This is a genomic window from Yoonia sp., assembly GCF_965660735.1.
Taxonomy (GTDB): Bacteria; Pseudomonadota; Alphaproteobacteria; order Rhodobacterales; family Rhodobacteraceae; genus Yoonia.
This window is the reverse complement of record NZ_CBFIBD010000029.1, coordinates 1-22485: the sequence shown is the minus strand read 5'-3', so window position 1 is coordinate 22485 and position 22485 is coordinate 1. Positions and strand designations below refer to the sequence as shown.

The following is a 22485-nucleotide window of genomic DNA, read 5'->3' as shown; positions in this document are numbered from 1 at the left end:
GCCCCAAATACTCCCCCGCCGGAGGCGTCCTTCGCCCACAATGTTCGGAGCGCTTGCATTGGTTTGCCAACCGGATTGATATACCCAGATGAATGCGGGCGTTTCCAGATGATCACGTGGCAAGACGAGGCAGCCCTGCTGTCCACCCGGGCTTTCGGTGAAACTTCGCTGATTATCGAGGTGTTCAGCGCCACACATGGACGCCATGCAGGTGTTGTGCGTGGCGGCACCAGCCGCAAGGTCGCCCCCATCCTGCAACCCGGTGCGCAACTGGCGGTGACATGGAAAGCGCGATTGGACAGCCATTTGGGGACGTTCATCGTCGAACCGATCCGCAGCCGCGCTTCAGCCGCCATGGGTGACCGGCTGGCGCTGGCGGGATTGAATGCCGTCTGTGCGATATTGTCCAATGTCCTGCCAGAACGCGAGGAGCATGGCGCGCTTTATGATCGGACGATCGCGCTGCTTGATCTGCTGGGGCAGGGGGACGTCTGGCCGCTGGCCTATCTGCGATGGGAACAGGCGCTGCTGGATGAAATGGGGTTCGGCCTTGACCTGTCGCGTTGTGCAGTGCGCGGGGTGAACGAAGATCTGGCCTTCGTGTCGCCCAGAACGGGCCGTGCCGTCAGCCGGGACGCGGCGGGGGAATGGGCCAACCGTCTGTTGCCGCTGCCGCCGGTGCTGGTCGGGCGGGGCGATGCATCGAACGATCAGATACTCATGGCGCTGACGACGACCGGTTATTTCATTGAACAGCGCCTGATGCGCAGCCTCGGCGACAAGCCGGTGCCTGCCGCGCGCGCGCGGTTGCTGGATGCCATCGCGCGTCAGGTGGATTAAATCAGTTTGTTGTCGATCAGATAGCTTGCCGCTGACGCCACGCCCTTGTGGGCCTGCCGCATCCCCCGGCCCAACGTTGCGCGGGCGCGGCTGTTGTCCACCTTTTCCTGACGGCCTAGTGACGGGATGATCGACCGGATCGCCGGGTCGAAAAGGCCAAGGAATTTGACGACCGCATCGGGGGCGACCCTTGTGACGATCTTGCGGTTGGGGTGCGTTGTCCTGATCGCCTGTGCCATATCGGCAAACCACATGAAACGGTCCACAGTCATGATCCGCTGGCCGATGCTGTCGGTCTTGTCGATCACGGCGACATGCATTTCGGCCACATCCAGCACATCGACCGTGCTAAAGCCCAGTTTGGGCAGCATCGGGTCCTTGCGCCGCAACATCCGCAGGATCACGCCGACGGAGGTGCCGAACCGCGCGTCCAGTGGCGCGCCGACGACAAAGCCGGGGTTGATGACGGTCAGTTGCATATCAGGCGCCGTGTCGCGCAAGAAATCCCAAGCGGCCATTTCCGCCAGTGTTTTGGATTTGCTATAGGCCGTGATGCCGGGATCGTCGGGATCGGTCCAGTTGGTTTCATCATAGGATGTATCGTCCGCAGGCAGGGGCGATCCGCTGATTGCGGCGGTTGATGATGTCATGATGACCCGGCGCACACCTGCTGCCTGTGCCGCGCGCAACGCCCGCAGCGCGCCGTCCACAGCAGGGCGGATCAGGTCGCTTTCGTCCTTGGGCTGGACCATGGGAAAGGGCGATGCCGTATGCATCAGCACATCGATGCCGGTCATCGCGGCCTGCCACCCGTCATCCTGCGTCAGGTCGAGCGCAATGCACGTCAGTCGCTTTTCCAGATCGGTGGGGTCGGTCAGGTGGGGGCGGACGGCGGCCATCACTTCAGCCCCGCGGGACAGGTCGCGGACGGTGCCGCGGACGTGATACCCGGCCTCCAGCAGTTGCAGGGCAATGTGTTTGGCGATGAAGCCGGACGCGCCGGTCAGCAGGACAGTCTTTGGCAAGGCGCTTCCTTTGTCTGGTTCATCTCGGAACCTAGCGGGCGGGCAGCGTCAGTCCAGCAAACGTCGTGCAATAACCTGCGCCTGAATTTCGGCGGCGCCTTCAAAGATATTGAGAATCCGGGCATCGCACAAAATGCGACTGATCTTGTATTCAAGGGCAAACCCATTCCCGCCATGGATTTGCAGCGCGTTGTCGGCACAAGCCCATGCCACGCGCGCCCCGAGCAGTTTGGCCATTCCGGCCTCTAGGTCGCAGCGGCGGTCATTGTCTTTTTCATGGGCGCTGAAATAGGTCAGCTGCCGTGCGACCATGATTTCCACGGCCATCATCGCCAGTTTGCCGGACACGCGGGGGAAATCGATCAGGGATTTGCCGAACTGCTTGCGGTCCTGCGCGTATTGCATACCGGCATCAAGCGCTGATTGCGCCACGCCAACGGCGCGGGCGGCGGTCTGGATGCGGGCGGATTCGAACGTCTGCATCAGTTGCTTGAAACCCTTGCCGGTCTCGCCGCCCAGCAGATTTTCACCCTTTACGGCAAAGCCATCGAACGCCAGTTCATATTCCTTCATGCCGCGATAGCCCAGCACCTCGATCTCGCCACCGGTCATGCCGGGGGTCGGGAACGGCTTTTCGTCGTCGCCGGGGGTCTTTTCGGCCAAGAACATAGACAATCCGCGATAATCGGTCGTGTCGGGGTCCGTGCGGGCCAGCAGGGTCATCACATGGGTGCGGGATGCGTGGGTGATCCAGGTCTTGTTGCCGGTGATCTTCCAGTCGTCGCCGTCGCGCACGGCGCGGGTGCGCAAGCTGCCAAGGTCGGACCCGGTGTTGGGCTCGGTAAACACGGCGGTGGGCAGGATTTCGGCGCTGGCAATACCGGGAAGCCAATGCTTTTTCTGGTCCTCTGTGCCACCACACAGGATCAGCTCGGCGGCGATCTCGCTGCGGGTGCCAAGCGAGCCGACACCGATATAGCCGCGCGACAATTCCTCTGACACCACACACATCGACGCCTTGGAAAGGCCAAAGCCGCCGTATTCTTCCGGGATGGTCAGGCCGAACACACCCAGTTCGGCCATCTCGTTGATGATGTCGAGCGGGATCAATTCGTCGTTCAGGTGCCAATCGTGGGCGTGGGGTTCCACGCGCTCCAGGCTGAACCGGCGGAACTGTTCGCGGATCATTTCCAACTCATCATCAAGGCCAGAGGTGCCGACGGTGATATTGGCCGATTGTTCCTGCATCAGTTCCACCAGCCGTGTGCGTGCGGCCTGGGTGTTGCCGGTCTGGGTCAGGGTCACGACGGCGGGCTGCATCAGGGCGCGTATGTCATCCTGCGTCAGGCCCATATCCTGCGGGCGGACGATTTCACCCTGATTCATCTGGATGCCGCCATAGATCTGCCAAAGGTATTCACCAAAGGCGATCTGGTGGATCAACTGTTCCACCTCGCCGAATTTACCCATTGTTTGCAGGGTCTCGGCCCAGGCCTGCATTTGATGCAAGGCCTGTGCATAGGTGGCCAGCCAGGCAAAACCGTGGGCTGCGGTCTGGTTTTCTTCGATCAGGCGACCGGACACGCGGCCATCTGCGGTTACCAAGGCGCGCAGGCTGGACTTTGCCCGCTCGGTAATCTCATCGACGGCAGGCAGGGCGGCCGCGGTCAATGCCGTCAGGTCCGGCAAGTTCTGCTGGGTGGTCAATGCAATGTCCTGTCCGTCATGGGCCATACGCGATTCCTCTTTTTGCGGGTGCAGAGATAACGTCTTCGCAGTTGCAGCGCAACATTCATTCGAAACTACGCATTAAGAAGCACAAATATGTCGCAGTGAAATTCCTGATGCACAGGCGTGCCAGACTGGGTAAGAGGCAGCATGTTCGATCTTTTCGCCGTGATCAGTCCCAGTCTATTCATCTTTGCCTGCGCCGTCACCCTGCTGGGTGGCTTTGTAAAGGGCGCGGTGGGATTTGCCATGCCCTTGGTGATGATTTCCGGCATGGGGATTCTGATCGCACCCGATCTTGTGGTAGCGGGTATCATTCTGCCGATTCTCATCAGCAATGGCTGGCAGGTGGCCCGCGCGGGACTGGGCAAGGCGCGTGACGCTGTGGTTGAACATCGGCGCTATATCACGCTGGTCTGTGTCATGATCCTGATTTCGGCACAGTTTCTGCGGGTGATCCCGGCAGACGCGATGTTCGTGGTGCTGGGTGTGCCGGTCGTGGTTCTGTGTGCGATCCAGCTGGCGGGCTGGCGGCCCCGGATCAACCCGGCATGGCGGCGACCGTTTGAATGGGTGGCGGGCACGCTGGCCGGGATGCTGGGGGGTCTTGCCGGCACATGGGGGCCGCCGACAGTCTTGTATCTGCTGGCACTAGATACGCCGCGTGACCGACAGATGTCGGTGCAGGGGGTGATCTACGGGTTGGGGTCAGTGATGCTGTTTCTGGGGCATATGAAATCGGGTGTGTTGAATGCGCAAACCTGGCCCTTGTCGGTCGCATTGGTGATCCCTGCCATGGCAGGGATGTGGCTTGGGTTTCGGCTGGGTGACAAGTTTGATCAGGATAAATTCCGCAAGGCGACTTTGCTGATCTTGATCATTGCAGGGGCCAACCTGATCCGGCGCGGGGTCATGGGCTGAAACCATTTCATGACAAGACGTCCTGAGTGCCGCAAATACCGGCCAGTTCGGGAATGTCACCAGGGGCCGTCACCTCGAAGGTGACGGAATATAGTACGCGGTTTTTCGCGACGCCAACCATGGTCCACATGCCCTGGATCAGTTCAAAGTCATGGTCGAACTGATAGAATGTAATTGATGGGCTGACCCCGCTGATCCGCGTGATGAACTGCTGGGTGACCACCTGACCGTCACCCATTGGCGGATGGGTGACAACGACTGTGACATCTTCGATACCGACATTATCCGCAGCCAGCGCCTTGATCCCAAAGCCGATGCCGAGCACGGCGGGAACCCTGCGGGATGCTGACAAGAACGGTGGGTCATTTGCAATGATATGGGTCGTTCCGGCGATTGTGCCGGGCGCAGGGGCATTGCCGACCGTTGGCGGGGGGCAGATCACCCCCGCCTGCAGACTGGCGATGTCATCAGAGAATTGCGTCGGCAGCGCCGCAGCTTGCTGGGCAATGCAAAATGCGACGGTCAGAACAAGGGCATGTTTCATGCTACCAGTCTACCCGATCCCCTGCCTACGTCGAGCCAAGGTGCGCAGGGTGGGTTTTCACCCACCCACACCGATCGATCAGCCGATAGCGGCTGCCTTGACGTCGTCATCGATGAAGGGGACGTATTTTTCGAAATTGTCGCTGAACATCGTGACGAGTTTTTGTGCCTGCGCATCATAGGCGGTCTGATCGGCCCATGTGCTGCGCGGGTCCAACAGGCCATCATCCACGCCATCGACTGCAACAGGAACTTCGAAGCCGAAATTCGGGTCCTTGCGGAACGTGCCTTCGATCAGGGTGCCGTCCAGTGCGGCTGCCAGCAGTGCGCGGGTCGCCTTGATCGGCATCCGCGAACCGGTGCCATAAGCGCCACCGGTCCAGCCGGTGTTGACCAGCCAGCAGGTCGCGCCGTGGCTTGCGATCTTTGACCGCAGCAGATTGCCATACACCTCGGGACGGCGCGGCATGAAAGGTGCGCCGAAACAGGTGCTGAACGTAGGCTCTGGTTCCGTTACGCCGCGTTCGGTGCCTGCCACCTTGGAGGTGAAGCCCGACAGGAAATGATACATCGCCTGCGCCGGTGTCAGCCGCGCGATAGGGGGCAACACGCCAAAGGCATCACAGGTCAGCATGATGATATTCTTGGGGTGCCCGCCAAGTGCGGTTTCCGATGCGTTCGGGATATAGTGCAACGGATAGGCGCAGCGCATGTTTGCGGTCAGGCTGTCGTCGTTGAAATCCAGTTCCAGCGTTTCGGGATCGTAGACCATGTTTTCGATCACCGTGTGGGGCATGAAACAGGTCGCGTAGATTTCCGGCTCTGCCTCGGGGTCGAGCCCGATGGTTTTGGCATAGCAACCGCCTTCAAAGTTGAAGGTGCCGCGATCTGACCAACCGTGCTCGTCGTCGCCGATCAATGTGCGGGACGGATCAGCGGACAGCGTGGTCTTGCCGGTGCCGGACAGGCCAAAGAACACAGCTGTATCCACCGGATTGCCCGTTGCATGGTTGGCCGAGCAGTGCATCGGCATAATGCCTTTTTCAGGCAACAGGTAATTCAGCAGGGTGAATACAGATTTCTTGTTTTCGCCCGCATATTCCGTGCCGCCGATCAAAATAAGCTTGGCATCGAAATTCATCGCGATCACGGTTTCGGACCGGCACCCGTGTTTGGCGGGGTCTGCCTTGAAGGTGGGGCAGTTGATGACGGTAAAATCGGGAACGAAGGATTCCAGTTCCGATGTCTCGGGTCTGCGCAACATGTGGCGGATGAACAGGCCGTGCCATGCCAGTTCCGTGACGACCCGCACATCGAGCCGATACGCCGGGTCGGCACCGCCGAACAGGTCTTGCACATCGTAGCTGCCGTCCTTCATGTGTGCGAGCATGTCGGCGTACAGCACGTCGAACTTTTCAGGTTCCATCGGTGCGTTGTTTTCCCACCAGATCGAATCTTCGACCGAAGGCGTCCGCACGACGAATTTGTCCTTGGGTGAGCGTCCGGTGTGTTTGCCAGTCGCGACAAGCAATGTGCCACCTTTACCATTCACGCCTTCACCCGCCGCGACTGCGGCTTCCTGCAACGCGGCTTCAGTGCGGTTGTAATACACTGTACCCAGCCCTGTGATGCCTTGATCATCAAGTTTCATCTTCGGGTTGACCGGTCCGTGGTCCATGGGTTTGCTCCTTGTGCATGGCCTTTAGGTATAGGATACTTTCTTTAACACCATGTCCGGCAGTGCGGATAGACCGGTTTGGCACAGTTAGCGCAACCAAGTGACTGTTAGCGTAACCAATTCCCATAGCTGCGGCGATATATGGGAGTATCAGGCGGCCTTTGGTCTAAAATGCACCAAATGCGGCAATAAAAAGGCGAAACAACAGTTAGGGATTGATTCGCAGCCCTAAAAAGATGAAAACTCTGGGGAAATCGCACAGATACGCCCCGCATTGAGGAATACCGCATGTCCAGAATTGCTTTGGTTGATGACGACAGAAACATTCTGACCTCGGTGTCGATGACACTAGAGGCCGAAGGGTTCGAGGTTGAAACCTACAACGACGGGCTCTCCGCGCTTGAGGCATTCAATAAACGGATGCCCGACATGGCCGTTTTGGACATTAAAATGCCACGGATGGACGGTATGGATCTGTTGCAGCGCGTGCGTCAGAAATCCTCCATGCCGGTGATTTTCCTGACATCCAAGGATGATGAGATCGACGAGGTGCTGGGTCTGCGCATGGGTGCGGATGATTATGTGAAAAAGCCGTTTTCACAACGGCTCTTGGTGGAAAGAATCCGCGCATTGCTGCGCAGGCAGGATGCGATTGCGGGTGAAGAGATCGAGGAGACCGAAGAAACGAAAGTCATGGTGCGCGGGGAACTTGTGATGGACCCCTTGCGCCACGCGGTCAAATGGAAGGGCCGCGATGTATCGCTGACAGTAACAGAGTTTTTGTTGTTGCAGGCGCTGGCGCAGCGCCCGGGGTTCGTCAAGAGCCGCGATCAGTTGATGGATGTGGCATATGACGATCAGGTCTATGTGGATGACCGCACGATCGACAGCCACATCAAGCGCCTGCGCAAAAAGATGCGTAACACGGATAACGAGTTTTCAGCGATTGAGACGCTTTATGGTATTGGGTACCGCTACAACGAAGAGTAGGGCATGACAGCTGCCCCGAAGATTGACGTGCGCGACCTTCAGTCGGTGCGCGCGGCAGCACGCACGCCTGACCTTGTGCTGGGGGATGACTGGGTTTCGCCTGACGTGCTGGGATACGGACATGACGTCGAGGTGCAGCCCAAGCGAGGGCTTCTTGCTCTGCGTCACTCACCTATCGCGCGCAAGATCGTCACGATCAACCTGATCGCGCTGATCCTGTTGATTTCAGGCGTCCTGTTCCTGAACCCGTCGCGCGACAGTCTTGCCTATCAGCGGGCCAACGGCCTGATAAACGAGGCACAGTTGATCGCCGATGTGTTCGAGGCGCAACTGCCGCAGGTCGCACCCGTCAATCTGGTCACGGCCGATGGGATCAACCCGACCGCTACGCTGGCCGGGCTGAACCTGCGTGGCGGTGTCGAGGTGTCGGTTTTCGCCACGGATGCAACCTTGGTGGCCACCGCAACCGGGCGGCTGGGCATAACACAAATACAAGAGCTGGAGCTGCAAACCGGCAAAACATTTGTAACTGATTTCCTTGCGAATATCTGGGGTGCTCTGTCGCAGTTGAATCCGTTTGGAAATGATGCGCTCACATCCGAAGAACGCCGCATCGCCCTGTCTCGCGAAAGCGTGCGTGCCGCCCTTGCCGAGGGTACGCAGTTGAAGACATCGGAGATTGATGGCAACACCAGTTTTGTCGTCACGACACCGATCATGCGCAACGGAACACCTGTAGGCGTCATTGCAGTGACAACCGCTGCCGGCGAGGTGGACAGCCTTGTCCGGCGCGAACGCGAACAGGTGTTGCGCCTGTTCGTCGTAGGGATTGCGATCAGTATCGGGCTGAGCCTTGTGCTGGCGTCAACAATCGCTAACCCGTTGGCCGATCTTGCAACCGCAGCCGAGGCAAGCCATGCCCGCAACGCGCGCAAGATGTCGCCGGTGCGCGTGCGCATCCCTGACCTGACTGGCCGCCCCGATGAGATTGGCCGCCTGTCCGGCGCGTTGCGCGGGATGGTCTCGGCGCTTTATGAACGGATCGAAGGGAACGAACAGTTCGCGGCTGATGTTGCCCATGAAATCAAGAACCCTTTGGCGTCACTCCGATCTGCAGTGGGCACGATGCGCGCCACCAAACGCGATGATCAACGCCAGCGTCTGCTGGAAGTGATCGAACATGATGTCAAACGGCTGGACAGGTTGGTCAGCGACATCTCGAATGCGTCGCGTCTGGATAGTGAATTGGTCAAGGAAGAAGAAGAACCCTTTGACCTGATCCCGATGCTTTTGAACATCCACGAGTTCATGGGCAAGGAGGCCGCTGCCAAGGGTGTTGATTTCGTCGCCGATATGCCCAATCAGCCAATTTTTGTGCAAGGGCTGGAAGGGCGTCTGGCGCAGGTGTTCGTCAATCTGATTACAAATGCGATTTCTTTCTGTGAAAAGGGTGATGCCATCCGGATCTGGGCACGCAGACGCGAAAATCGTGTTCTGATCGTGGTCGAGGATACAGGCCCCGGCATCCCCGAGGATGCGCTGACCAAGATTTTCCAGCGGTTTTATTCGGAACGGCCGGAGAACCAGTTTGGCAATAATTCTGGCCTTGGTCTGGCCATATCGAAACAGATCATCGAAGCCCATGGCGGCGTGATCTGGGCCGAAAACATCCGCCCCACAGATGCAGATGCTGCATCCGAGCCGCTGGGCGCACGTTTTGTCGTCGGGTTGCCGGTTTAGAGGGCTGTTGTGACCCGGTCACCGTCAATCCATGCTACCTGTGTTGCGCATGATGGCCGGGCTGTCTTGATCACGGGTAAGTCAGGTCGTGGCAAATCTACCCTTGGGTTGATCCTGATGGGGCTGGGCTGCGTGCTGGTGTCTGATGACCGCACGTTGTTGCAGCGCGATGGTGACCAGGTGATCGCGACCTGTCCCGCCCCGATCCGCGGCATGATCGAGGCGCGTGGCATCGGCCTTTTGAAGGCCGACAATATTGCACAGGCAACAGTTGTATTGGTTGCCGATCTTGATCAGCCAATCCAGCAAAGACTGCCGGCGCGACGCACGGTTACGCTGCTTGGGTGCGAAATCCCCTTGATTGGTCAGGTTCGGGGGCCACATGTTGGTCCGGCGATTTTGCAAATTCTCAGGGCAGGGTGGAGCGAGGCGTGAACGAACGGCAACTTAGCGCAAAAACCGGTCCCGCGTCCGTGGTGCTGGTCACCGGGCCTTCGGGGGCCGGGCGATCGACGGCGATCAACGCGCTTGAGGATCTGGGCTATGAGGTGATCGACAATCTGCCCCTGTCCCTGCTGCCGCGGCTGCTGGATGGTCCGCCGCCCAGCCGTCCGCTGGCACTTGGGCTGGATGTGCGCAACCGTGACTTCGGCACCAATGCGTTGATCGAAACGATCGACCAGCTGGCGGCGCGCGCGGATCAAAATGCGCAGGTGCTTTATCTGGATGCTGCGGAAGAGGCGCTTGTCCGGCGGTATTCGGAAACCCGTCGCAGGCATCCGCTGGCGCTGTCCGATGCGCCGCTTGACGGGATCCAGCGTGAACGCGATCTGCTGATCCCGATCCGTGCCCGCGCCGATGTGCTGATCGACACGACCGGCCTGTCGCCACATGATTTGCGCGCCGAGATCGACCAGTGGTTCGGCACTGGCGAAAGCCGCCAGCTTGGTGTGACAATTCATTCGTTTTCCTACAAACGCGGCTTGCCGCGGGGCATGGATATCGTGATCGATTGCCGGTTCCTGCGGAATCCGCATTGGGATGAAACCCTGCGCAAACTTGATGGACGTGATCCGGCAGTGGCGGCTTATGTGGCCGAAGATCCCCGGTTCGATCTGTTTTTCGATCGGATCAAATCACTAGTGGACCTGCTGCTGCCCGCGCATAAGGATGAAGGCAAGGCGCATCTTTCAATCGGTTTCGGGTGTACCGGAGGGCAACACCGTTCAGTCGCAGTGACGGAAAGGCTTGCGTCTGCCCTTGCGAAGGACGGATGGCATGTATCTAAACGACATCGAGAGATGGAACGACGCGACACGCAAGCGCGGTCAGACAAGGAACCAGAGATGTGATCGGTATCGTCATCGTTGCGCACGGCGGTTTGGCGCGTGAATATCTATCGGCGGTCGAACATGTCGTGGGCAAGCAACCGGGCATGAAAAGCATTGCCATCGGCCCCGAGGATGACCGCAGCGCCAAGCAGGCCGAAATCTGCGATGCCGCCGATGCGGTCGATACCGGCGATGGTGTCGTCATTGTTACCGATATGTTCGGCGGATCGCCGTCCAATCTGTCGTTGCGGGCGTGCAGCCCCGACAACCGCCGTATTCTTTACGGTGCCAATCTGCCTATGCTGATCAAGCTGGCCAAATCCCGTAACCGCAGCGTGCCAGACGCGGTCGAGGCGGCGATCGCCGCCGCTCATAAATACATCAACAGCCATAACGGTGGATTGCCGCAATGACGTCCTGCCATCTTCGGATCGAGAACATCAAGGGGCTGCATGCACGCGCGTCTGCCAAACTGGTTGAGCTTGTCGAAAGTTTCGATGCCGACGCCACCGTCAGCAAGGACGGTGAAACCGCCAGCGGAGACAGTATCATGGGGCTCTTGATGCTGGCTGCATCAATCGGCACTTACATTGATGTCGAAACCCGCGGCCCCGAGGCAGACGCACTTGCCGCTGCGATCACCGCGCTGGTGGCTGACAAGTTCGGCGAGGACCATTAACCGGCGCGACATCAGATTGGATACGTCGAGTGCATGAAAACAGCAAAGATACCATCGCCGCGACTGACGCGTCAGACGATGCACCAATCGTCTATGACAGGCGCACGCTGACCTATTCGAATACCTTTGACAGCAATGCCAAGCGGAATGTCATTCGGACGATAGAATGGTTGACGGGTAAGATCAGTGTGATCCGCATGACCCGCAAGTTCGAGAGGTTGGGAAAATTCCAGGGGCAGGCGTTCTGGCGCGGTGCGCTGGATGTGATGGGCATTGACCTGCTGACCCCGGATGACCAGTTGGCCCGCATTCCGAAATCAGGCCCCGTGGTCTTGGTGGCCAACCATCCGCACGGGCTTGTCGATGGCATGATCCTTGCAGAGCTGATCGGGCGCGTTCGGACGGATTACCGGATCCTCACGCGGTCCATCCTGACCGGGATCGACGAAGACGCCACCAAGTTCATGATCCCCGTCCCGTTTCCACACGAACCGGATGCGCAGAAAAAGATGGTGGATATGCGACATGCTGCCATGGATCATCTGCGCGATGGCGGGCTTGTTGCGTTGTTTCCGTCTGGGGTCGTAGCGTCGTCGGACACATTGTTTGGCCCCGCTATCGAACGCGAATGGAATGTATTCACCGCCAAGATGATCCGCAAATCAGGCGCATCCATCGTGCCCTGTTTCTTTCCGGGATCGAATTCGCGCCTGTATCAGATCGCCAACCGTGTTTCGGCAACTTTGCGTCAGGGGCTGTTGTTGCATGAAATTGTCCACGCTTGCGGCAAACCACAAAAACCGGTCATCGGTGATGCCATCGCGCATAATGCCATCAAGGACCGGGTATCTGATCAACGTGCCTTTATGGCGTGGCTTCGCAAGGTGACGATGGAGCTTGGCAAAACACCTTAACGGGTCGGCACGGGGGTTTCGCCCCGATAGTCATAAAACCCACGTTCCGTCTTGCGGCCAAGCCAGCCGGCCTCGACATATTTGGTCAACAAAGGGCAGGGGCGATATTTCGTATCGGCAAGCCCGTCATGCAGGACGTTCATGATCGCAAGGCATGTATCCAGCCCGATAAAATCGGCCAGTTCCAGCGGCCCCATCGGATGGTTCGCGCCTAGCTTGAGGGAGGTGTCTATCGACTTTACCGATCCGACACCTTCGTAAAGCGTGTAGATCGCTTCGTTGATCATCGGCATCAGGATGCGGTTGACGATGAACGCCGGGAAGTCTTCGGATGCGGTGCTGGTTTTTCCCAGCTTTTCCACAACATCCTGGCATGTCTTGAACGTCGCCTCATCAGTGGCAATACCGCGGATCAATTCGACCAGTTGCATGATTGGCACCGGGTTCATGAAATGGAACCCCATGAATTTTTCGGGGCGGTCCGTCCGGGATGCCAGCCGGGTGATGGAAATCGACGATGTGTTCGACGTCAGGATCGTGTCGGGCTTCAGATGGGGCACGAGGTCTTCGAAAATGGCGGTCTTGATGGTTTCGCGTTCGGTTGCCGCCTCGATGATCAGATCTGTCTGGCCCAGATCGGTCAGGGTGATCGTTGTGCCGATACGGTCCATCGCGGCGGTCTTTGCTGCTGCTGATATCAAGTCGCGGCTGACCTGCCGTTCAAGATTCCGGTCGATCAGCGCGGTCGCCGCTTCCAGCGCATCGCCGCTGACGTCGGTCAGCAGCACCTCATAGCCTGCCAGCGCAAAGACATGGGCGATGCCATTGCCCATCTGTCCCGCGCCTACGATGCCTACTCTCTCGATCGCCATGCTGTTCCCCTGAATGACCTGCAAGCACCATAGGCCCCTGCAGGGGGGGGCATCAAGGCGCGCAGACAGTGAAAATTAGTGACGAATTCAAGCATTAGTAAATTTGCAATGCAAAGCGCCGAATCTATCCGCCAGCAGATCAAATTCCGCGGGGAAAAAAATGAAGCAAGACGTGATCGAAGCGACTGAACTGTCTTATGCACCGTGCCGTTATGGCAATTCCCGCATGTTGTTTCGGGGGCCGCGCCGACGGCTGGACAGACCTTATCTTGCCTTTGTTGGGGGGACAGAAACCTACGGCAAATTTATCGAAAAGCCGTTTCCGACACTGGTGGAAAAGGCGATGCGGCAGACCTGTGTAAATCTGGGCTGCGTGAATGGCGGGATTGATGCGTTCGTCAATGATGCCACTGTGATGGAAATTTGTCAGCGAGCAGATATGACGATCGTGCAGTTGATGGGGGCGAATTACCTGTCGAACCGGTTTTATTCTGTGCACCCGCGACGTAACGACCGGTTTCTGACGGCCTCTACCGTTTTGCAGGCAATCTATGACGATGTGGATTTTTCCGAATTTTCGTTTACCCGCCACATGCTGGGTGCGCTGCATAGCAAATCGCCTGATAGATTTGATATCGTTGTCAGTGAATTGCGGCTGGCGTGGTTGGCGCGCATGCGGTCCCTTTTGAACCAGATCGGGCCGCGTGTTACGCTGCTGTGGTTCTCGGAGGATCCGTTGAACGATGACCATTGGGCGCGCCAGCCGGGGCAGTTGCAAACAGACCCGCTGTTCGTGAATTTGTCGATGGTCGAAGAGCTGCGCTCTTTGGTCAGCGATATCGTTGTGGTCAATCCGTCCGAGGCTGCCCTGGCCCAAGGCGTGAATGGCATGGTCTTTCCGGAAAGCCAGACCCACATCGCTGCGGAAATGCTGGGCGTCGCCTGTCACGCCGAAGCAGGGGCGGCCTTGATCCCGTCCTTGCGGGACAACCTTTATTCCATGTAAAAAGGCCCGCCATGTTGGCGGGCCTTTCTGTATCTGGAACGGATTGCCGAAACTACAACTTGTCCGTCAGTTTCGGCACTGCATCAAACAGGTCGGCCACCAGGCCGTAGTCGGCGACCTGGAAAATCGGTGCTTCCTCGTCCTTGTTGATGGCGACGATGATCTTGCTGTCTTTCATGCCGGCAAGGTGCTGGATCGCGCCGGATATGCCCACGGCAACGTAAAGATCAGGGGCGACCACCTTGCCGGTCTGGCCGACCTGCCAGTCGTTCGGGGCATAGCCGCTGTCTACGGCGGCGCGCGATGCGCCAACGGCTGCGTTCAACTTGTCGGCCAGTTTTTCGATCAGGGCAAAATCAGCTTCGGACCCGACACCACGACCGCCGGACACAACCACACCAGCCGATGTCAGTTCGGGCCGGTCAGATGCGGCAACCTTGTCTTCGAGCCATTCAGAGAGGCCGGGGTTGCCTGCCGCGCTGATGACCTCGACAGCCGCAGACCCGCCCATGCCAGCGGCGTCAAATCCGGCGGTACGGATCGTCATGACCTTGATCGCGTCAGATGATTTCACCGTCTGGATCGCGTTGCCTGCATAGATCGGGCGTTCGAATGTGTCGGCGTCAATGATGCCGGTTACTTCGGAGATCACCATCGCGTCCAGCAGTGCGGCAACACGGGGCATGACGTTCTTGGCGTCTGTCGTGCCGGGGGCTGCGATATGGGTGTAATCGCCTGCCAGCGATACGATCAGGTCGGCGGTTGGTTCGGCCAGACGGTGACCAAGTGCCGGATCTTCGGCGCACAGCACCTTGGCCACGCCGTCGATCTTGGCGGCCTCGTCTGCTGCGGCCTTGGCCGAGGCGCCTGCGCACAACACGGTCACATCGCCCAGTTTTACCGCCGCCGCGACGGCCTTTGCGGTTGCATCGACAGCCAACGCGCCGTCGGTCACTTCACCAATCAGAAGAACAGCCATCATACAGCCCCCGCTTCTTTGAGTTTCTCGACAAGTTCATCCACGGAACCGACCATGATCCCGGCCTTGCGGGTTTCCGGCTCGGTTGTGCTGATGACGTTCAGGCGCGGGGTGACATCGACGCCGTAATCGGCAGGTGTCTTTTCATCCAGCGGCTTTTTCTTGGCCTTCATGATGTTGGGCAGGGATGCATAGCGCGGTTCGTTCAGGCGCAGATCGACGGTGACGATCGTGGGCATCTTGACCTTGATGGTCTGCAAACCGCCGTCCACTTCGCGTGTGACGGTGGCGTGATCGCCATCAATGCTCACTGCGGATGCGAATGTTGCCTGCGACCAACCCAGTAGCGCCGACAGCATCTGCCCCGTGGCGTTCATGTCATTGTCGATCGCCTGCTTGCCACACAGCACCAGACCGGGGTCTTCCTCCTTGACGATCGCGGCAAGGATCTTGGCAACTGCCAGTGGTTCGATGTCGGTATGCACGTCATCAGTGGCCACGACCAGAATTGCCCGATCCGCACCCATGGCAAGTGCGGTGCGCAGTGTCTCCTGGGCTTGCTTGACGCCGATGGACACGGCCACGACTTCTTCGACTTTGCCGGCCTCGCGCAGGCGGATCGCCTCTTCGACGGCGATTTCATCGAACGGGTTCATGGACATTTTGACGTTGGCAAGATCGACACCGGAACCATCCGCTTTTACGCGAACCTTCACGTTATAGTCGATCACGCGCTTGACGGGTACGATGACCTTCATCTGCGTTTCTCTCCCAAGGAAATTGATCGTAGCGTTCTGAGGGTGTTGTTACCCGCTGCGCGGCGCTGACAACAGTGCAAAATCGACGCGGTAGGGCACAGGGACGCCACGTTCTTGACGCGCACGTCAAGTGGGGTGGGTTTTGACCCGCCGACCCTAGCGGTTCGCCCCCGGCACCCACAGGACGTCGGCGCGTCCATCATCGTTGGCGATGCGCGACGCCTGAAAGAACCAGTCAGACAGCCGGTTGAGGTATTTCACCGCCGCCGGATTGACGGATTCCATGGTGGCAAGTTCCACCGTCAGCCGTTCGGCCCGGCGCGACACCGTGCGGCAAAGATGCAAATGCGCGGCCAACGCCGACCCGCCGGGCAGGATAAAGCTGCGCAGCGGTTCCACCCGTTTCGTCATCGCGTCGATCTGGCTTTCCAGCCGCTCTACCTGACTGTCGGAAATGCGCAGCACCGGATATTCGGCCTCGGCGTCTTTTTCCATGTCGGGGCGGCACAGATCAGCCCCCAGATCGAACAGGTCGTTCTGGATCATGGCCAGTTGCGCGTCGATGTCGCCAGTCGCATGCAGGCGGGCCAGCCCCACTGTCGCGTTGGTTTCATCCACAGTGCCATAGGACGTGACGCGCAATGAATGTTTCGCCACGCGCGAACCATTGCCCAGCGACGTATCGCCATGATCGCCGGTTTTCGTATAAATCTTGTTCAAGACGACCATGGTTTATCCCCCCTGTCTGCGTAAATAGACGAACAGCAAAATCAACAGAACCGCGATGAACTGCGCCCCGATCCGCCAGCGCATGATCTTGTTGGCATTTTTGCGGTTGAAATCGCCACCTTTGCCGAATGATCCAATACCCAGCAACAAAATACCCAGCACGATCAGAACGGCAACGGCGACAAGCCAGAAAAGCGGGTCATCAGCCATGTCATATGGTCCTTCGATAAGTTCCTGACCGATGTAGCAGGCACGCGGGGGAAAGAAACCCTCAGCCCCGCAAAATCACGGCATCCAGCCAGCGGGTCGAAAGTATTCGCCGCAAAAGGCCCATAAGATAGGTGGCCGTTGTGACGTAATACCGCGCCTTTGGCCGGGGCGATGTCAGGGCATGCAAAAGTTTCTTCGTCACGGCAGATGCGGGCAGCTCGAATTTGTCCGGCCCGCGATCGGTATAAAGCCGGTCAAGCACGTTCTTGTATTCATCTGCGCGCGCGGAATTTTCCCAATCCACCCATTTTTCGAAATGCGGAATCGCGTTTTCGCGAATTTTCGAGGTCACCGGCCCCGGTTCGATCAGGATCACCTTGATCGGCGTGCCGGTCATTTCGATCCGCAGCACGTCGGTCAGCCCTTCCAGAGCAAATTTGCTGGCCACATAGGCCCCCCGCCATTTCAGCGCGACCAGCCCCAGAACAGACGAACAATTCACGATCCGCCCATGCCCCTGCGCGCGCATCACCGGGATCACAAGACGGGTCAGTTCGTGCCAGCCGAACAGGTTGGTTTCAAAGATCGCGCGCAGGGCGGCAACCGGCAAATCCTCGACCGCGCCGGGGCAGGCATAGGCCCCGTTGTTATATAGCGCGTCGAGCGGGCCGCCTGTGGCCTCCAATACTTCGGCAAGCCCGTTCACGATGCTGTCAGGGTCGGCATAGTCGATCAGGGGGCTTTCGAAACCTTGTGCCCGCAGGGCATCGCAATCCGCCTGTCTGCGGCAACTGGCAAACACCCGCCAGCCCGCCGCACGCAAACCATGTGCCGCGTCAAGGCCGATGCCAGAGGAGCAGCCGGTGATCAGGATGGATTTTTGTGTCATGGGTGTTCTTTGCCCTTTGCCGTGTGGCCGGTGTGTTTTGCTACCTTTACGGCCATTCCCGGCGCAGCTAAACCCATTGGTATGAATGATAAGAGCAGTGCGCCCGCAAAAGGGCCAAACGAAACGACAGAATCGCTGCGCCGGGCCATTGGTGACCGGTATCTGACCTATGCGCTGTCTACGATCATGCACCGCGCGCTGCCTGATGCGCGCGACGGGCTGAAACCTGTGCATCGGCGGATTCTGTATGCGATGTCACGCCTGCGCCTGTCGCCCACCGGGGGGTTCCTGAAATCCGCCAAGATCGCGGGTGACACGATGGGTGATTTTCACCCCCATGGGGATGCCGCGATTTACGATGCGATGGCGCGTCTGGCGCAGGACTTCAACGTCCGCTATCCGCTGGTGGACGGGCAGGGGAACTTCGGCAATATCGACGGCGATAACCCCGCCGCATCCCGATACACCGAGGCGCGGATGACCGCCGCCGCCGAGGCGCTGCTTGAAGGGTTGTCAGAGGACGCCGTTGATTTTCGCGACAATTATGATGGTCGCCTGACCGAACCTGCCGTGCTGCCCGCGACCTTTCCCAACCTGCTGGCCAATGGGTCCAGCGGGATCGCTGTGGGGATGGCAACCAACATCCCACCGCATAACCTGCACGAATTGATTGACGCCTGCCTGCATCTGATCAAGACACCTGACGCCCGTGATGATACGCTGCTAAACTATATTCCCGGCCCCGATTTCCCCACCGGTGGCACGATTGTCGAACCACCCGAAAACATCGCTGAGGCCTATCGCACCGGGCGCGGGTCCTTCCGCCTGCGCGCGAAATGGGCGATCGAGGATTTGGGCCGCGGTCAGTGGCAGGTCGTGGTTACCGAAATCCCTTATCAAGTGCAGAAATCGAAATTGATCGAAAAACTGGCAGAGGTGATCCAGACCAAAAAGGTGCCGCTGCTGGCCGACGTGCGTGACGAAAGCGCCGAGGATATCCGCATCGTGCTGGAGCCGCGCGCCAAGACGGTCGATGCCGAGGTGCTGATGGGGATGCTGTTCCGCAATTCCGATCTGGAAACGCGGTTCAGCCTGAACATGAACGTGCTGATCGACGGGCTGACGCCGAAAGTGTGTTCGCTCAAGGACGTGTTGCGCGCGTTTCTCGACCACCGGCGCGACGTGTTGGTCCGGCGCAGCAAATACCGGTTGGAAAAGATCGATCACCGGTTGGAAGTGCTGGAAGGGTTCATCATCGCCTTTCTGCATTTGGACCGCGTAATCGACATCATCCGCTATGATGACGACCCCAAAAAGGCGTTGATGGTCGAGGATTGGTCAAAGGATCATATCCGTGCCACATCGGAAAAGGATTACAGATCGCCTGCGGCAGAAGATGCCGAGGTGACCCTGTCCGAGGTGCAAGCCGAGGCGATCTTGAACATGCGCCTGCGCAGTTTGCGCCGCCTCGAAGAACTTGAATTGATCGCCGAACGTGACGCGCTGATGGCAGAACGCGCCGGTATCGAGGATTTGCTGGACAGCGACGATCTGCAATGGGCGCGGATCGCCGAACAGTTGCGCGACACCCGCAAGACTTTTGGCCGCGACAGTGCCGGCGGGGCGCGCCGCACGCAGTTTGCCGAAGCGGCCGAAGTGGTCGAGGTGCCGCTGGAGGCGATGATCGAACGCGAGCCGATCACGGTGGTCTGTTCGCAGATGGGCTGGGTCCGCGCCATGACCGGTCATATCGACCTGACCCGCGAATTGAAATTCAAGGACGGTGACGGCCCGCGTTTCATCTTTCACGCTGAAACCACGGACCGTCTGCTGGTGTTCGGGGCCAACGGGCGGTTTTACACCGTCAGCGCCGCCAACCTTCCCGGCGGACGCGGCATGGGTGAACCCCTGCGCCTGATGATCGACCTGCCGAACGAGGCGGAAATCGTCGATATTCTGATCCATAAACCGGGCCAGAAACTGTTGGTGGCCTCTGCCGAGGGCAATGGTTTCGTCGTGCCGGAAGAGGATGTGCTGGCCCAGACCCGTGGCGGCAAGCAGGTGTTGAACGTCAAGGACACTATAGCCAAGGTGTGCCACCGGATTGCGGGCGACCATGTCGCGGTGATTTCTGAAAACGCCAAGCTGTTGGTGTTCCCGGTGACCGAACTGCCCGAAATGGGCCGTGGCAAGGGCGTGCGCATCCAGAAATACAAACGCGCCGCCGGACGGCAGGGGATGCTGGAACTGGATGGCGGGCTGTCCGATATCACGACGTTCAACTGGGATGACGGGCTGTCATGGCAGATGGGCGGCGGCAAGACCCGCACCGAACCGGATATGTCCGAATGGAAGGCCGCGCGCGCCGGTGTGGGAAGGCGGCCCCCCTACGGTTTTCCGAAAAACAACCGTTTTAAATAGCGGCGCAAACTGCCCGAATTTTGGGCGGCGATTGGGTTAAAAATTGGCCCTCATGTCACAAATCTGAAAAGGACTGGCACTAGCGTTTCACGGGTGGAATTCACCAGCAAGGAGCCAGTGTGATGAAAGATAACGACACCTATAATCTGTCTTGGGACGAATGGGACGAACTGCAACGCCCCGCGCCCGAAACAACCGATTTCGATGCCGTGGTCGAGGCTGCAATTTCCCGCCGCGGGTTCCTGACCGGCGTGATCGCCTATGGGTCGGGTGCTGCCGTGATGGGCGCGGGCCTGTTGTCTGGCACATCTGCCGAGGCGCAGACCGTCAGCCGCTTTGGTTTCACGCCGATTTCTGCCCAGACTGATAGCACCGTGCATGTTCCCGAAGGTTACACCTGGCAGGCTGTCGCCAAATGGGGCGAGCCGCTGTTTTCGGATGCAAATGAACTGAGCCAGGACACCGGCATTGATCTGGCCAGCTCTGACCGGGTGTTTGGCGAAAACACCGACGGGATGGAAATGTTTGTTGTGGGTGGCCGACAGGTGATCGCGGTGAACCATGAATATGTGAACACCCGCGTCAACCTGCCGCACACCGGTGGCGAAACCACCAGTGCCGATGATGCGCTGATCCTGCAAAACATGCAGGGCGTCACCGTCATGGAAGTTGCCGAAGGCCCCGATGGCTGGGGCATCGTGGTGGACAGTGACCTGAACCGCCGCATCACCCAGAACACCCCGATGACGATCACCGGCCCCGCCGCCGGGCATGACCTGCTGAAAACTGCAGCCGACCCTGCGGGCACCACCGTGCTGGGCACCTTGAACAACTGCGGGGCGGGCAAGACGCCTTGGGGCACCTATCTGACCTGCGAAGAAAACTTTAACGGCTATTTCGGGTCCACCGACGCCAACGTTGCAGCACCTGAACATTATGGCCGCTATGGCATCGGGTCCGAAGGCCGCTATGGGTATGAAAAGTTCGACGCGCGTTTCGACACGGCCCAGAACCCGAATGAGCCGCATCGCTTTGGCTATATCGTGGAAATCGATCCGACCGATCCCACCTCGACCCCGATCAAGCACAGTGCACTTGGCCGCTTCAAGCACGAAAACGCTGCTGCCGTAATCGCACCCGATGGGCGCGTTGTTGTCTATATGGGCGATGACGAACGCGGCGAGTTCATGTATAAATACATCTCGAACGGCATTTACACACCCGGCGGGCCTACATCGGAACTGCTGGACGATGGCAAGCTGTTCGTGGCCGTCTTCAACGACGACCTGACCGGCGTCTGGGTTGAACTGACCCCCGAAGCCACCGGCATGTCTGCTGCTGAAATCGCCATCTTTACCCGCGTTGCCGCGTCACGCGTCGGGGCCACCACCATGGATCGCCCAGAATGGGTGGCCGTGAACCCTGTCGCCGCTGAAGGTTACTGCGCTCTGACAAACAATTCGCGTCGCGGTGTGCGTGCGAATGCGGGCGGTGACTGGACGCCGGCCAAGGGGCCGAACCCGCGCAATGAAAACAACTATGGTCAGATCGTGCGCTGGCGTCCTGCGGGCGACGATCACGCAGCGGCCGATTTCACGTGGGATCTGTATGTCATGGCGGGTAATCCGACCGTGCATGACGATGCCTATGCCGGGTCCGACAACATCAACGAAGGCAACCTGTTCAACTCGCCCGATGGGATGATGTTCGACAGCACCGGCTTGTTGTGGATCCAGACCGATGGTGACGACAGCAACGCTGACGGTTTTGCCGGCATGGGGAACAACCAGATGCTGGCAGGTGATCCGGTCACAGGCCAGATCGAACGCTTTATGACAGGGCCCAACGGGTCCGAAGTGACGGGCCTGACATGGTCTGCCGACAAGCGCACGATGTTCGTCGGTATCCAGCACCCGGCGGCACCTTTCCCCGATGGTGAAGGCATGCTGCCGCGGTCGTCCATCGTGGCGGTCAAGCGGGCTGACAACGCCCTGGTCGGCTAAACTAAAATGGGGCGGGCCGTTCCGGCCCGCCCCATCCCCGTATTTTCGTCTCTGACCGTTCGCGGACGACCTTTGCTTTTCACGCGAATCATGACCGCCAGTCATGGTTCCTGTCCATGATTGCCCTGCCACAACGGCTGCAAGTTATTGCGCCAGCAAGCCCCCAATACACTTGATTTCCACCCCAAATCCCAATACATCGCCCGCGATGTTGGACCGGGCCGTTTTG

22 protein-coding genes are annotated in these 22485 nt (G+C 59.0%); 12 read left to right on the top strand and 10 right to left on the bottom strand.

Annotated elements, in window-relative coordinates:
• Positions 1-108 precede the first annotated feature (108 nt).
• Positions 109-840 carry a DNA repair protein RecO gene (recO, locus tag ACTG4B_RS11230; protein ID WP_439155797.1) on the top strand — a complete coding sequence of 244 codons (732 nt, stop codon included), beginning with the start codon at positions 109-111 and terminating at the stop codon, positions 838-840.
• On the opposite strand, the gene ACTG4B_RS11225 is transcribed toward recO, so the two are convergent.
• Both ACTG4B_RS11225 and ACTG4B_RS11220 read right to left on the bottom strand, forming a co-directional pair.
• Positions 837-1865 carry an NAD-dependent epimerase/dehydratase family protein gene (locus ACTG4B_RS11225; protein ID WP_439155796.1) on the bottom strand — a complete coding sequence of 343 codons (1029 nt, stop codon included), beginning with the start codon at positions 1863-1865 and terminating at the stop codon, positions 837-839. The two genes, recO and ACTG4B_RS11225, sit on opposite strands and share 4 nt — an antisense overlap.
• A gap of 48 nt (positions 1866-1913) precedes the next feature.
• On the bottom strand, positions 1914-3599 hold the full coding sequence (locus ACTG4B_RS11220; RefSeq protein WP_439155795.1) for an acyl-CoA dehydrogenase family protein: 1686 nt from the start codon (positions 3597-3599) through the stop codon (positions 1914-1916).
• Between the two features lie 144 nt (positions 3600-3743).
• Between ACTG4B_RS11220 and ACTG4B_RS11215 the strand changes: the two genes are divergently transcribed.
• Positions 3744-4514, top strand: coding sequence for a sulfite exporter TauE/SafE family protein (locus ACTG4B_RS11215; protein WP_439155794.1), 771 nt, complete (start codon positions 3744-3746; stop codon positions 4512-4514).
• 7 nt (positions 4515-4521) lie between these two features.
• On the opposite strand, the gene ACTG4B_RS11210 is transcribed toward ACTG4B_RS11215, so the two are convergent.
• On the bottom strand, positions 4522-5058 hold the full coding sequence (locus tag ACTG4B_RS11210; protein WP_439155793.1) for a DUF3859 domain-containing protein: 537 nt from the start codon (positions 5056-5058) through the stop codon (positions 4522-4524).
• 78 nt (positions 5059-5136) lie between these two features.
• A complete protein-coding gene (locus tag ACTG4B_RS11205) occupies positions 5137-6735 on the bottom strand; it encodes a phosphoenolpyruvate carboxykinase (protein ID WP_439155792.1) in 1599 nt (532 codons plus the stop codon).
• Positions 6736-7023: 288 nt separating this feature from the next.
• On the opposite strand from ACTG4B_RS11205, the gene ACTG4B_RS11200 reads away from it, so the two are divergent.
• From ACTG4B_RS11200 to ACTG4B_RS11170, 7 genes are all read left to right on the top strand, one after another.
• Positions 7024-7725 carry a response regulator transcription factor gene (locus tag ACTG4B_RS11200; protein ID WP_439155791.1) on the top strand — a complete coding sequence of 234 codons (702 nt, stop codon included), beginning with the start codon at positions 7024-7026 and terminating at the stop codon, positions 7723-7725.
• Positions 7726-7728: 3 nt separating this feature from the next.
• Entirely contained in the window at positions 7729-9465 is a 1737-nt protein-coding gene (locus ACTG4B_RS11195; RefSeq protein ID WP_439155790.1) for an ATP-binding protein, read from the top strand.
• A gap of 66 nt (positions 9466-9531) precedes the next feature.
• Positions 9532-9900 (top strand): HPr kinase/phosphorylase, encoded by a 369-nt coding sequence (locus tag ACTG4B_RS11190; protein ID WP_439155789.1) that lies wholly within the window; start codon positions 9532-9534, stop codon positions 9898-9900.
• On the top strand, positions 9897-10817 hold the full coding sequence (rapZ, locus tag ACTG4B_RS11185) for an RNase adapter RapZ (RefSeq protein ID WP_439155788.1): 921 nt from the start codon (positions 9897-9899) through the stop codon (positions 10815-10817). The genes ACTG4B_RS11190 and rapZ overlap by 4 nt, the downstream gene beginning before the upstream one ends.
• Positions 10814-11209 (top strand): PTS sugar transporter subunit IIA, encoded by a 396-nt coding sequence (locus ACTG4B_RS11180; RefSeq protein WP_439155787.1) that lies wholly within the window; start codon positions 10814-10816, stop codon positions 11207-11209. Before rapZ ends, ACTG4B_RS11180 begins: the two co-directional genes overlap by 4 nt.
• Positions 11206-11475, top strand: a complete 270-nt coding sequence (locus ACTG4B_RS11175) for an HPr family phosphocarrier protein (RefSeq protein WP_439155786.1) — start codon at positions 11206-11208, stop codon at positions 11473-11475. Before ACTG4B_RS11180 ends, ACTG4B_RS11175 begins: the two co-directional genes overlap by 4 nt.
• 29 nt (positions 11476-11504) lie before the next feature.
• Complete coding sequence (locus tag ACTG4B_RS11170; RefSeq protein WP_439155785.1) at positions 11505-12389, top strand: lysophospholipid acyltransferase family protein; 885 nt, start codon at positions 11505-11507, stop codon at positions 12387-12389.
• Here the strand turns inward: ACTG4B_RS11170 and ACTG4B_RS11165 are convergent.
• Positions 12386-13261 (bottom strand): 3-hydroxybutyryl-CoA dehydrogenase, encoded by an 876-nt coding sequence (locus tag ACTG4B_RS11165; protein ID WP_439155784.1) that lies wholly within the window; start codon positions 13259-13261, stop codon positions 12386-12388. The two genes, ACTG4B_RS11170 and ACTG4B_RS11165, sit on opposite strands and share 4 nt — an antisense overlap.
• A gap of 160 nt (positions 13262-13421) precedes the next feature.
• Here ACTG4B_RS11165 and ACTG4B_RS11160 point away from each other — a divergent pair, with 160 nt between their 5' ends.
• The gene (locus ACTG4B_RS11160) at positions 13422-14267 is read left to right on the top strand and encodes a DUF6473 family protein (RefSeq protein WP_439155783.1); all 846 of its coding nucleotides are present in this window, start codon (positions 13422-13424) and stop codon (positions 14265-14267) included.
• 52 nt (positions 14268-14319) lie between these two features.
• On the opposite strand, the gene ACTG4B_RS11155 is transcribed toward ACTG4B_RS11160, so the two are convergent.
• The 5 genes from ACTG4B_RS11155 to ACTG4B_RS11135 all read right to left on the bottom strand — a co-directional run bounded on the left by ACTG4B_RS11155 (position 14320) and on the right by ACTG4B_RS11135 (position 17832).
• Positions 14320-15246 (bottom strand): electron transfer flavoprotein subunit alpha/FixB family protein, encoded by a 927-nt coding sequence (locus ACTG4B_RS11155; protein WP_439155818.1) that lies wholly within the window; start codon positions 15244-15246, stop codon positions 14320-14322.
• Complete coding sequence (locus ACTG4B_RS11150) at positions 15246-16004, bottom strand: electron transfer flavoprotein subunit beta/FixA family protein (protein WP_439155782.1); 759 nt, start codon at positions 16002-16004, stop codon at positions 15246-15248. The genes ACTG4B_RS11155 and ACTG4B_RS11150 overlap by 1 nt, the downstream gene beginning before the upstream one ends.
• Before the next feature lie 156 nt (positions 16005-16160).
• Complete coding sequence (locus tag ACTG4B_RS11145) at positions 16161-16733, bottom strand: cob(I)yrinic acid a,c-diamide adenosyltransferase (protein ID WP_439155781.1); 573 nt, start codon at positions 16731-16733, stop codon at positions 16161-16163.
• 3 nt (positions 16734-16736) lie between these two features.
• Positions 16737-16943, bottom strand: coding sequence for a twin transmembrane helix small protein (locus ACTG4B_RS11140; RefSeq protein WP_439155780.1), 207 nt, complete (start codon positions 16941-16943; stop codon positions 16737-16739).
• 61 nt (positions 16944-17004) lie between these two features.
• Positions 17005-17832: an SDR family NAD(P)-dependent oxidoreductase gene (locus ACTG4B_RS11135; RefSeq protein WP_439155779.1), complete on the bottom strand. Its 828-nt coding sequence runs from the start codon at positions 17830-17832 to the stop codon at positions 17005-17007.
• An 81-nt stretch (positions 17833-17913) separates the two neighbouring features.
• On the opposite strand from ACTG4B_RS11135, the gene parC reads away from it, so the two are divergent.
• Positions 17914-20253, top strand: coding sequence for a DNA topoisomerase IV subunit A (parC, locus tag ACTG4B_RS11130; protein ID WP_439155778.1), 2340 nt, complete (start codon positions 17914-17916; stop codon positions 20251-20253).
• Positions 20254-20375: 122 nt separating this feature from the next.
• Positions 20376-22256 (top strand): PhoX family protein, encoded by a 1881-nt coding sequence (locus tag ACTG4B_RS11125; protein ID WP_439155777.1) that lies wholly within the window; start codon positions 20376-20378, stop codon positions 22254-22256.
• Positions 22257-22485: the final 229 nt, after the last annotated feature.

Coding starts and splice junctions, on each gene's coding strand:
- recO (WP_439155797.1), top strand. CDS start 109: ATGATCACGTGGCAAGACGAGGCAGCCCTGCTGTCCACCCGGGCTTTC.
- ACTG4B_RS11220 (WP_439155795.1), bottom strand. CDS start 3,599: ATGGCCCATGACGGACAGGACATTGCATTGACCACCCAGCAGAACTTG.
- ACTG4B_RS11215 (WP_439155794.1), top strand. CDS start 3,744: ATGTTCGATCTTTTCGCCGTGATCAGTCCCAGTCTATTCATCTTTGCC.
- ACTG4B_RS11210 (WP_439155793.1), bottom strand. CDS start 5,058: ATGAAACATGCCCTTGTTCTGACCGTCGCATTTTGCATTGCCCAGCAA.
- ACTG4B_RS11205 (WP_439155792.1), bottom strand. CDS start 6,735: ATGGACCACGGACCGGTCAACCCGAAGATGAAACTTGATGATCAAGGC.
- ACTG4B_RS11200 (WP_439155791.1), top strand. CDS start 7,024: ATGTCCAGAATTGCTTTGGTTGATGACGACAGAAACATTCTGACCTCG.
- ACTG4B_RS11195 (WP_439155790.1), top strand. CDS start 7,729: ATGACAGCTGCCCCGAAGATTGACGTGCGCGACCTTCAGTCGGTGCGC.
- ACTG4B_RS11175 (WP_439155786.1), top strand. CDS start 11,206: ATGACGTCCTGCCATCTTCGGATCGAGAACATCAAGGGGCTGCATGCA.
- ACTG4B_RS11165 (WP_439155784.1), bottom strand. CDS start 13,261: ATGGCGATCGAGAGAGTAGGCATCGTAGGCGCGGGACAGATGGGCAAT.
- ACTG4B_RS11160 (WP_439155783.1), top strand. CDS start 13,422: ATGAAGCAAGACGTGATCGAAGCGACTGAACTGTCTTATGCACCGTGC.
- ACTG4B_RS11155 (WP_439155818.1), bottom strand. CDS start 15,246: ATGGCTGTTCTTCTGATTGGTGAAGTGACCGACGGCGCGTTGGCTGTC.
- ACTG4B_RS11150 (WP_439155782.1), bottom strand. CDS start 16,004: ATGAAGGTCATCGTACCCGTCAAGCGCGTGATCGACTATAACGTGAAG.
- ACTG4B_RS11145 (WP_439155781.1), bottom strand. CDS start 16,733: ATGGTCGTCTTGAACAAGATTTATACGAAAACCGGCGATCATGGCGAT.
- ACTG4B_RS11140 (WP_439155780.1), bottom strand. CDS start 16,943: ATGGCTGATGACCCGCTTTTCTGGCTTGTCGCCGTTGCCGTTCTGATC.
- ACTG4B_RS11135 (WP_439155779.1), bottom strand. CDS start 17,832: ATGACACAAAAATCCATCCTGATCACCGGCTGCTCCTCTGGCATCGGC.
- parC (WP_439155778.1), top strand. CDS start 17,914: ATGAATGATAAGAGCAGTGCGCCCGCAAAAGGGCCAAACGAAACGACA.
- ACTG4B_RS11125 (WP_439155777.1), top strand. CDS start 20,376: ATGAAAGATAACGACACCTATAATCTGTCTTGGGACGAATGGGACGAA.